We start from the raw sequence: 9,934 nt of genomic DNA on the forward strand, positions 1-9,934 counted from the left end.
CGTCCGTCGCGGCGCGCGCCCACCGAACGGGCGCGCTTCCGGCATCCATTTTTCGCGTGTCTTTGCGCGCGTCTCCCAATCAGAATGGTGGTCGCCGTTCCGGGAAAACCCGAATATTATGCTTTCATGACATTTGGCACAATCTTGAGGCGCTTATTTACGCTTGGGTATTCGACCAATGGACAAGGGGTAGGCCCCTCAGTTTGGGGTTCCATCGGTTGCGGGAAATCTCAAAGAGCGTAATAATTGTGCGCGGGAGTGAACGTTCAGAAACAAATCTACAAAAACGGTGGTGGACATGGACAGCGGGTTCGGAATTCGGCCTCACCTGATTGAAGACATCGCCAAAGAGGCGGGCAATCTGGGCATTGAGATCGCGGACATCGCTGGACACATCGAGGACGTCAACGCGCGCGTCAACCGGCAATCCACTGTTTTTGCGGAGTTGCGCGACACCGGCGCCAAGATGTCGCAAAGCACCCAACGGATTTCCGCCGCTTCCAGCGTCGCGCGCGCCGTCACCGAACAGGCCCGGCAGGAGGTTGAAACCTCCCACGACCGGGTTCAAACCTCGTTGGCCGACATTCACGCGCTGGTGTCGTCGGTGGCGGGGATCGAGCAGCAGATCGTCGGGCTGCGCGGCGCGCTGGATCGCGTCGGCAAGGTCGCCAAGGAGATTTTCACCATCGCCAAGCAGACCAACCTGCTGGCGTTGAACGCGACGATCGAGGCGGCGCGGGCGGGGGAGGCCGGGCGCGGCTTCGCCGTCGTCGCCAACGAGGTCAAGGCGCTGTCGTCCAAGACCAGCGAAGCGACCACGGAAATCGACGCGACTTTGAAATATTTGAACGAGCAGGCGCAGCGCTTGATGACCGAAAGCTCGGCCAGCGCGGTCAAAGCCCGCGCGGTGAGCGAGGGCACCACCGCCATCGGCGCGGTGATCGAAACGGTTGGTCGGGCGATGCGCGAACTGCACGGCGAAACTGACAAGATCGAAGCGGCTTCGTCAGAAATCGGGAGCAACTGCGCCGATCTTGAGCATGAGATCGCCGATCTGGCGGTGGGCGTGAAGCTGTCGAGTGAAAACCTGTCGCAAGCGCGCGACCGGGTGAACACCCTGGTCGGCATGAGCGAGCGTTTGATCGGCATCACCGCTGAATTGAACATTGAAACGGTCGACACCCCCTTCATCAAGATGGTGACGGAAGCGGCGGCTAAAGTTTCAGCGGCGTTCGAGGACGCGGTCGCCCGTGGCGAGGTGGGCGAAGCCGATCTGTTCGACCGCGCTTACCAGCCGGTGTCGGGGTCGGATCCTCAGCAATTCACCACGCGCTTCACCCAGATTTGCGACCGCCTGCTGCCCGACATTCAAGAGCGGGTGTTGGCGGGGAACGAGCGAATCGTCTTTTGCGTGGCGCTGGACGAAAACGGCTATCTGCCGACTCACAACCGGAAATTCAGCCAGCCGCAGGGGCGTGATCCCGTGTGGAACGCCGCGAATTGCCGGAATCGACGGATGTTCAACGACCGCGTCGGCTTGGCCGCCGGGCGCAACACGAAGCCATTTTTGCTGCAAACCTACCGTCGCGACATGGGCGGCGGCAATTTCGCGCTGATGAAGGACGTTTCCGCGCCGGTGATGGTGCGTGGCCGCCATTGGGGCGGTCTGCGCGTGGCGTATAAGGTGTAAGAGCGCCGCGTTTGCGCTAAACTCGCGCCACAACGGCAAAAGGGCGCGGGTCATCGCGCGTGAAGGGGCGACGCATGGGGTTTTCTGTCACCTTTTGGGGCGTCCGGGGAACCATCCCATGCCCGATGGCGTCGCATCTGGGGTTTGGCGGCAACACCTCTTGCGTCGAGGTGATCGCGGGCGAGCAGCGGATCATTCTGGACGCGGGAACCGGCCTGCGTCCGCTGGGGCGCAAGCTGCTGGCGGAGGGCGTGACGTCAGCGACCTTGCTGTTGAGCCACACCCATCTCGACCACATCAGCGGTTTTCCCTTTTTCGCGCCAGCCTACACCAAAGGGTTTTCCCTGCGTGTGATGTCCGGCCATCTGATGGGCAGCCCAAACATCGAGGCGGTGATGTCCCGCCAGATGGAGCGGCCCTTGTTTCCGGTGCCGTTGCGCACGATGGGCGGCGACATCAGCTTTATCGAAATTCCGGCTGGCCACAGCTTCAAGCTGGCGGGCGGCGTGCGCATCCACACCGCCGCGCTCAACCATCCCGATGGAGCCACCGGCTATCGGATCGAGCATCAGGGGCATTCGGTCGCCTACGTCACCGACACCGAACATGTGACCGACCATATCGACCGCAACATCCTCAATCTGGTCGATGGCGCCGATCTGTTGCTCTATGATTCGACCTACACTGACGAAGAATGGACGCAGCGAATCGGCTGGGGCCATTCAACCTGGATGGAGGCGGTGCGCATCGCCCGCACGGCCCATGTCAAGCGACTGGGGCTGTTCCACCACGATCCTGACCATGACGACGCGGCGATGACCTCCATCGAAGCGGCGGCGCGGGCCGAATTTCCCGATTGCTTCGCCGCACGGGAAGGGACGACGGTGGTCTTGGGATGAGCTATAGGGAGGGTCGCTGTCCTTCCTATTGGTTTTCTCCATGACCGCCACCATCCTCGGCCTGTTCGCCGTCACCTATCTGGGCATGGCGCTGGGCCGCTTTCCCGGCCTCAGCATCGACCGCACCGGCATCGCGCTGGTGGCGGCCATTCTGTTGTTGGCGGTTGGCGCGCTCGACACCAAGCAGGCGGTCGAGGCCATTGATTTTCCGACCATCTTCATCCTGTTGGGCCTGATGATTCTGTCGGCGCAATACGCGGGCAGCGGTTTTTACGATTGGTGCGCCTTGCGGGTGGCGCGGGCGGCGCGGTCTCCCGCCCGGCTTTTGGCGGTGATCGTCGCGGTGGGTGGTGGATTGTCGGCGGTGCTGGCCAACGACGTGGTGGTGTTCGCCATGACGCCGATGCTGTGCGTCGGGCTGTTGGCGCGGCGGCTCGACCCGCGCCCCTATCTGATCGCGCTGGCCGGATCGGCGAACGCCGGATCGGCGGCGACGATGATCGGCAACCCGCAGAACATCCTGATTGGGCAAGTCGGACGTCTCAACTTCTGGCGTTTTCTGGAGGTTTGCGCGATTCCGTCTCTTGTGGCGCTTCTGATTGTGTACGCCGTGGTCTGGCTGGCTTGGCGGGGCCGCTTCGGCGAGCCGCAAGGGGACGGGCCAGTGGCGGAGGCGCCGTTGGACCGTTGGCAGTTGGGCAAGGCGGTGACGGCCACGGCGGTTCAGCTGGCGCTGTTCGCTCTGCCGATCCCGCAAGAGCACGCGGTGCTGCTGGTGGCGGGCGTCATGATGATAAGCCGACGCATGGCCAGCCGCGACATGCTGGGGACGGTGGATTGGCATCTGCTGGTGCTGTTCGCCGCGTTGTTCGCCATCAACCACGCGCTGGGGTTGACCGGCCTTCCGGCGGCCTTGATCGGCGATCTGACGGCGGCGGGTTGGCTCCCTGACCGGCTGGCGGTGATGGCGCCGCTGGCGCTGGCGGGCAGCAACAGCATCGGCAACGTCCCGGCGGTCATCCTGCTGCTGGCGGCGTGGCCCGCGCCACCCGAAGGGGCGCTGTACGGCTTGGCGCTGCTGACGACGCTGGCGGGAAATTTGCTGCTGCCCGGCAGCCTCGCCAACATCATCGTGGCGGAGCGGGCGGCGGCGTCCGGCGTGCGGCTGGGTTTTCTCGAACACGCCCGTTGCGGCGTGCCGATGGCTCTGCTGTCCATGGGCGTCGCCGCCCTTTGGCTGTGGGCGCGGGGGTGGATGACGTTTGTTTGATCGCGCGCGTTCTTTCTTCTGCCAAGCTTCGCGCATGAGGTAGGGTTGAGAGCGTGCGGGCGGGTTTCTGGAGGAGTGCGGACGCCGTGGGTCTCGTTGGTCAGTTTCTGGAATTCATCGAACAGACGCCCAACCAGTCCCTGCGGGCGCTGAGCGACCGTGTGCTGCGCAAATGCCGCGAGTTGACGGAAGCCGAGGCGGGCAGCGTGTTCATGCTGCGCGGCCAGGGGCGGGCGCGGCATCTGGAGGCGGTCAGCGTCCAGAACGACGTGATCCGCGCCAAGACCGCCGCCTTCACCGTGCCCCTCAACACCACCTCCATCGCCGGATATGTGGCGATGACCGGCGAGACGGTGCTGATCGACGACGCCTACGCCATCGACTGGAACCAACCCTACCGCTTCAATCCTGGTTTCGATCAGCGCACCGGCTTTCGCACCCGTTCGATCATGGCCTTCGCCCTGAAGGGCTTTCGCGGCAAGCCGGTTGGGGTGGTGCAACTCATGAACCGCCGACCGGGCGTCGATGGCGGGCCGCTGACCTTCCAGTCCGATCACGAGGCGATGATCGCCCCGGTCAACCATCTGATCGGGCGGGCGTTGGAGCGAACGGCGACGCTGGAGCGTTTGAAGGAGCGCAACCGCGAACTGACGCAGGAGCGCCGCCGCGTCGCCGAATTGCAGGTGGAGACGGAGCGCGCCTTCATGGTCTCGGTCAATCTGCTGGCCAAGGCCGCCGAAGTCCATGACGAGGACACCGGCAATCACATCCTGCGCGTCAACGAATATTCCCACGCGCTGGCGGTTTGGGCGGGCTGCTCGCGCGCCTTTTGCAAGGAAATCCGCTTTTCCGCCGCCTTGCACGATGTCGGTAAGATGAGCGTCGATCAGGCTGTGCTGCACAAGCAGGGGCGGTTGGACGAACGCGAATTGGCCGAGATGAAGCGGCATCCGATCTACGGCTATGAAATCCTGTCGGCGTCCGACCGGCTGAAGATGGCCGCCGAAATCGCGCTGCGCCATCACGAACAATGGGCCGGAACCGGCTATCCCGGCCAGTTGAAGGGGGAGGAGATCCCGCTGGCCGCGCGCATCGTGTCCATCGCCGATTGCTACGACGCGCTGCGCAGCAAGCGCCCCTACAAGCCGTCCTTCAGTCATGAAAAAGCGGTGTCGATCATGACGCAGGGCGACGACCGAATTGACCCGGCCCGCCATTTTGACCCGCGCCTGATGGCGCTGTTCGCCGAAAAGCACGCGGAGTTCGACCGAATTTGGAACGAACTCCGCGATGAAGACGAGGGCGCGCTCGACGCCTGACGGGCGTTACGCCGCCGGAGCCTCGCCCTCGCCCCAGACCAGGCTGTTGAACAGCGGTTCGATCACCGTCGGCCCCAGATCGCGGGTGATGAAGACCAGCTTGGTGCGTTGATCCTCGCTCGGCCATTCCTCCAACCGGACGGGGGGGTGGAACATATGCTGGACGCCATGGACCACCACCGGCAGGTCGCTTTCCTGGACGTTCAGCAGCCCCTTCACCCGCAACAGATTGTCGCCGCCCTGGGCGATCAGCGCCTCCATGAAATCGACGAAGCCGTTCCAGGGGACTCGGCGGTCGATCACCATGCAGAAGGCGCGGATGTGGTCGTCGTGGCGGTTGGCGTCATGGTGGTGGTGATCGTGGCCGCAATCGGCGCCGCAATGCTCGCCATGCTCATGATCGTGATGATGATCGTCATGCGCGCGGTCATGCTCATGATGGTCATGCCCATCATGCTCATGCCCATGATGCTCATGGCCGCGCGCCTGCTCGTCGCGATACGCCTCCTCGCGCAGCCAGCGGACGACGTCCGGGCTTTTGGTCTCCGGGTTGTAGAGACCGGCGTCGAACAGCACGGCCGGGTCGATGGCGCCATGGGCGGCGGGGATGATCGGGGCCGCCGGATTGATGGCGTTCAGCCGCTTCATCAGCGCTACGGTCGCGGCGGGGGCGGCCACGTCGGTCTTGGTCAGCACGATGCGGTCGGCGACGGCGGCCTGCTTGACGCTTTCCGGTTGGCGGTCAAGCTGGCTGGAGCCGTGGGCGGCGTCCACCGTGGCGATCACGCCGTCCAGACGGAAGCGGGCGGCCAGCAGCGGATCGGTCATCAGCGTGTGGATGATCGGCGCGGGATCGGCCAGCCCGGTGGTTTCCACCACCACCCGCTCGAAATCCGGCACTTCGCCGCGCACCCGCTTCAGGAACAGGTCGCGCAGCGTGTCCACCAGATCGCCCCGGATGGTGCAGCACAGGCAGCCGCTGTCCATCAGCACCATGTTTTCCGACGCTTTGGCGACCAGCAGATGGTCCAGCCCGACCTCGCCAAACTCGTTGATGATGACGGCGGTGCGGGCCATGGCGGGATGGCGCAGCAGCGCTTGCAGCAGCGTGGTCTTGCCGCTGCCGAGAAAGCCGGTGAGCACCGAAACGGGCAGGCGGGGAGAGGTCACGGGTGTTTCTCCTGACAGTCTTTGCAGACGCCGCGCACCTCGACGGTGGGGCGTTGCACGCGGAAGCCGCGCCCGGCGGCGGCGGCGTCGATGGCGGATCGGATTGACGGGGCGTCGATCTCGGCGGCGTCGCCGCAGCCCTCACAGACCAGGAATTGCCCGGAATGCGTGGCGCCGGGGGCGGCGCAGCCGACATAGGCGTTGAGCGATTCGATGCGGTGGACCAGCCCCTGTTCGACCAGGAACTCCAGGGCGCGGTAAACGGTCAAGGGCGCGGTCGCCTTGCCGTCCTGCTGGCTCAGATCCTCAAGAATGGCGTAGGCGCCGCGCGGGCGGTGGCTGGACCACACCAGTTCCAGCACCCGGCGGCGCAGGATGGTCAGGCGGGCGCCGCGCGCCGCGCACAGCGCGTCGGCGCGGGTCAGCGCGTCGGCGACGCAATGGGCGTGGTCGTGCGGCGCGGCGGTGGTGCTGGCGTGGGGGTGAGCGCTCATGGCGTTACTTTATAACATCGCGACGCGCCGCACAACGCGGCGTTTTCACCCATTCTTGCATTCGGCGAACAGCGCCAGCGCCCGGTCGCGGGCCAGCGCGTGGTCGATGATCGGGCGCGGGTAGCTCTCGCCCAGACGAACCCCGGCCTGCCGCAAAATCTCCGGCGGCGCGTCCCACGGCTTGTGGATCCAGCGCGGCGGCAGGCGGCGGAGTTCGGGGACGAAGCGGCGGACGTAATCGCCCTCGGGATCGAACTTCTCGCCTTGCAGCACCGGGTTGAAGATGCGGAAGAAGGGGGCGGCGTCGGCCCCGCAACCGGCGGTCCATTGCCAGCCCCCGGCGTTGTTGGCCAGATCGGCGTCCACCAGCGTGTCCCAGAACCAGCGCTCCCCCGTCCGCCAGGGCAGCAGCAGATCCTTGACCAGGAACGAGGCGGCGATCATCCGCGCCCGGTTGTGCATCCAGCCGGTTTCCCAGAGCTGCCGCATCCCGGCGTCCACGATCGGATAGCCGGTGCGCCCGCGCGTCCAAGCCGCCAGCCCGGCGGGATCGTCGCGCCAGGGGAAGGCGGCGAACCGCTCGTCCAGCGGTTGGTCGGCCAGGTGGGGGGCGTGGTGCAGCAGATGGTGATTGAACTCGCGCCAGCCGATTTCCCGCAGAAACGACTCGACGCCGGTCTGCCGGTCGGGGTGGGCGTCCGCCGTGTGGCGGGCGGCGTGCCAGATCTGGCGCGGCCCGATCTCGCCAAAGGCCAGATGGGGCGACAGGCGGGCGGTGCCGTCCTGGTCGGGGCGGTCGCGCTCGGTCGGGTAGCGGGCGACCGGCCCGTCGAGGAACGCGGCCAGCCCGTCGCGCGCCGCCGCCTCGCCCGGACTCCAGGCCGCCCGCAAGCCGCCCGCCCAATCCGGCGCGGTGGGCGACAGGCCCCAGGAGTCCAGCGGGTCGGAGGCGGGCGGCGTCGCCAGGGCGGGCAACAGGGCGGGGGCGGGCAGGGGCGCGGGCGGGGCCAGCGTGGCCGACAGGCTGCGCCAGAAGGGGGTGAAGACCTTGAACGGTCCGCCGCTTTTATTTTGCACGGTCCAGGGTTCGGCCAGCAGATTGGCGTTGAAGCTGCGCGCCTCGACCCCGTCGCGTTTCAGCGCCTGCTTGATCGCCGCGTCGCGGGCGGTCTGGGCGGGGGCGTAGCGCCGGTTCCAAAACACCGCCCCGGCCCCGCTCTCGCGGACCAGGGCGGGCAGGATCGCCGCCGGATCGCCGCGCCGCAAAATCAGCGGCGCGCCCAGGGCGGCGCAGGCGGCGCCCAGCCGCTCCAGACTGCCGCGCAGCCACCAACGCGAGGCGCCGCCCAGCGGGCGAGGGTCGCCGGGGACCTCCTCCAGCACATAAAGCGGCAGGATCGGCGCGCCGAGGCTGGCGGCGGCGTGGAGCGCCGGGTTGTCGGCCAGACGCAGATCGTTGCGGAACCAGACGATGACCGGCGTGGCGCTGGGGGGGGCGGGCATGAGGGCGGCTCGTGCGAGGGGCGGCGAAGCAGGTTTGCCCAGATCGGGCCACATATGGCCCGGCCTGGGCAAACCTGCGGACTCTATGGTTTTGCAGGATTTCCGAGCCCGCCCATCTGTGGGCGGAGTTCGGAAATTCTGCTTAGCCTTCGGATATAGGCGGTTGGGCCGGTTCGACCAGGGGGGTCAGCCGCCGCGATCCGGCGACAGACGGTCGCGGGGGAAGCGATGGACCCGACCGCGCGCCGTCAACAGAACCTGGAAGTTCGGCCCCAGCAGCCCGGCGATGGCCGGATTCAGCACGTTCAGCCCGCCGGTGAAGGCCCCGAAGGCGGGCAGGATCAGCTTGGCCCCGTCGGTGACGAAACAGCGGTCGCGCAGCCGCCGCCCGGTCAGCGCCAGCGCCGCCGCCGGGTGCAGATGGCCGGACAGCTCGCCCACCGCGCCCGGTTGCGCCTCGTGCCGGAACACCAGCGGGCCGAGCCGAACCTCGGCGGCGGCGCGCCCGCCCAACCCCTCCGGCGGGTCGGGGTCGTGGTTGCCGGTGATCCACACCCAATCGACGGCGGCGGTCAGCGCCCGCAACCGCGCGGCGTCCTCCGCCGTGACGCGCTCGCCCGCCCGGTGGTCGTGGAAGCTGTCGCCCAGGCACAGCACCCGGCTTGGCCGCTCCCGCTCGATCACCGCCGCCAGACGGTCCAGCGTCGCCCGCGTGTCGTAGGGCGGCAGCATCCGGCCCCGCGCGGCGAAGGACGATCCTTTCTCCAAATGCAGGTCGGCGACCGCCAGAACCCCTTCGCCCGGCCACAGCAGCGCGCCCGAGGCGTCGGCCAGCAAGGCCGCCCCGCACAGGGTCAGCGCCGCCCGGCTGTCGTCAGTCGGACAGGGTGGGGCGTCGGCTTGCGGCAAACCCGACATTGTTCGTTCACCGTCTTTCGTCACGAGCGGCTCAATTCCTTAAAAAAATTGTGGGCATAGAGCTTGCACGGAGGGGCGTGGCCGCCGCGACGCCCGTCGCGGCGAACCCGCAACCACACCCGCACCACACCCGGAGGAAAGACCATGGCCACCGTGACCTTCGCAGGCCCGACCCTGCCGAAAGACGTGACCGTCTACGCCATCGCCGGCGACACCAGCACGCTGCTGGCGTTGGCGAAAAAGAACGACATCGCCATCCCCTTCCAGTGCCAGGACGGCGAGTGCGGCTCCTGCCTCGTCAAAGTGACCTATCTGGACGGCAAGACCCCGATGGCCATCCACCTGACGGAAAAGGAAAAAGTCACTCTGTCGGTCAACGGCAAGCTGACCAAGGAGCTGCTGGCCCAGGCCGAGGTGAACGACCGTCCGCCGCCCTACCGTCTGGCCTGCCAGTTCATCGTCCGCGACGAGAACATCCGCATCGAGTTCAGCGGCGAGCCGGGCGTCGAACCGGAACTGCGCAAGTCGGCCTGAGGAGTCTCGGCCTGAGGAGTCGCCAGCCCCCTCCCTGACCCTCTCCCGCGAAGCGCTACAGCGTTCACACATCTTTTTCTTTCTGCAACCAATTGAAATAAAACGGATTTTCCGTCATCCCCGCGCAGGCGGGGATC

The 9,934-nt window shown here is 66.6% G+C and carries 9 protein-coding genes; 5 read left to right on the forward strand and 4 right to left on the reverse strand.

Annotation, left to right across the window (positions count from 1 at the left end):
• Window positions 1–298 precede the first annotated feature (298 nt).
• The 4 genes from ACODS4_RS17285 (at window position 299) to ACODS4_RS17300 (ending at window position 5,178) form a co-directional block, all read left to right on the forward strand.
• Window positions 299–1,690: a methyl-accepting chemotaxis protein gene (locus ACODS4_RS17285; RefSeq protein WP_488865797.1), complete on the forward strand. Its 1,392-nt coding sequence runs from the start codon at window positions 299–301 to the stop codon at window positions 1,688–1,690.
• 74 nt (window positions 1,691–1,764) lie between these two features.
• A complete protein-coding gene (locus ACODS4_RS17290; protein ID WP_488865799.1) occupies window positions 1,765–2,589 on the forward strand; it encodes an MBL fold metallo-hydrolase in 825 nt (274 codons plus the stop codon).
• A gap of 40 nt (window positions 2,590–2,629) precedes the next feature.
• On the forward strand, window positions 2,630–3,859 hold the full coding sequence (locus tag ACODS4_RS17295; RefSeq protein WP_488865801.1) for an SLC13 family permease: 1,230 nt from the start codon (window positions 2,630–2,632) through the stop codon (window positions 3,857–3,859).
• Between the two features lie 86 nt (window positions 3,860–3,945).
• Window positions 3,946–5,178, forward strand: coding sequence for an HD domain-containing phosphohydrolase (locus ACODS4_RS17300; RefSeq protein WP_488865802.1), 1,233 nt, complete (start codon window positions 3,946–3,948; stop codon window positions 5,176–5,178).
• 6 nt (window positions 5,179–5,184) lie between these two features.
• Here the strand turns inward: ACODS4_RS17300 and ACODS4_RS17305 are convergent, their stop codons facing one another.
• From ACODS4_RS17305 to pdeM, 4 genes are all read right to left on the reverse strand, one after another.
• Window positions 5,185–6,375, reverse strand: coding sequence for a CobW family GTP-binding protein (locus ACODS4_RS17305; protein WP_488865818.1), 1,191 nt, complete (start codon window positions 6,373–6,375; stop codon window positions 5,185–5,187).
• Window positions 6,345–6,842: a Fur family transcriptional regulator gene (locus tag ACODS4_RS17310; protein ID WP_488865804.1), complete on the reverse strand. Its 498-nt coding sequence runs from the start codon at window positions 6,840–6,842 to the stop codon at window positions 6,345–6,347. The genes ACODS4_RS17305 and ACODS4_RS17310 overlap by 31 nt, the downstream gene beginning before the upstream one ends.
• A 45-nt stretch (window positions 6,843–6,887) precedes the next feature.
• Entirely contained in the window at window positions 6,888–8,345 is a 1,458-nt protein-coding gene (locus ACODS4_RS17315; protein ID WP_488865806.1) for a cryptochrome/photolyase family protein, read from the reverse strand.
• Between the two features lie 186 nt (window positions 8,346–8,531).
• Complete coding sequence (gene pdeM, locus ACODS4_RS17320) at window positions 8,532–9,287, reverse strand: ligase-associated DNA damage response endonuclease PdeM (protein ID WP_488865808.1); 756 nt, start codon at window positions 9,285–9,287, stop codon at window positions 8,532–8,534.
• Between the two features lie 120 nt (window positions 9,288–9,407).
• Between pdeM and ACODS4_RS17325 the strand changes: the two genes are divergently transcribed.
• Entirely contained in the window at window positions 9,408–9,797 is a 390-nt protein-coding gene (locus ACODS4_RS17325; RefSeq protein WP_488865810.1) for a 2Fe-2S iron-sulfur cluster-binding protein, read from the forward strand.
• The last annotated feature ends 137 nt before the right edge of the window (window positions 9,798–9,934 follow it).

This window comes from Azospirillum sp. FG154 (assembly GCF_057809575.1).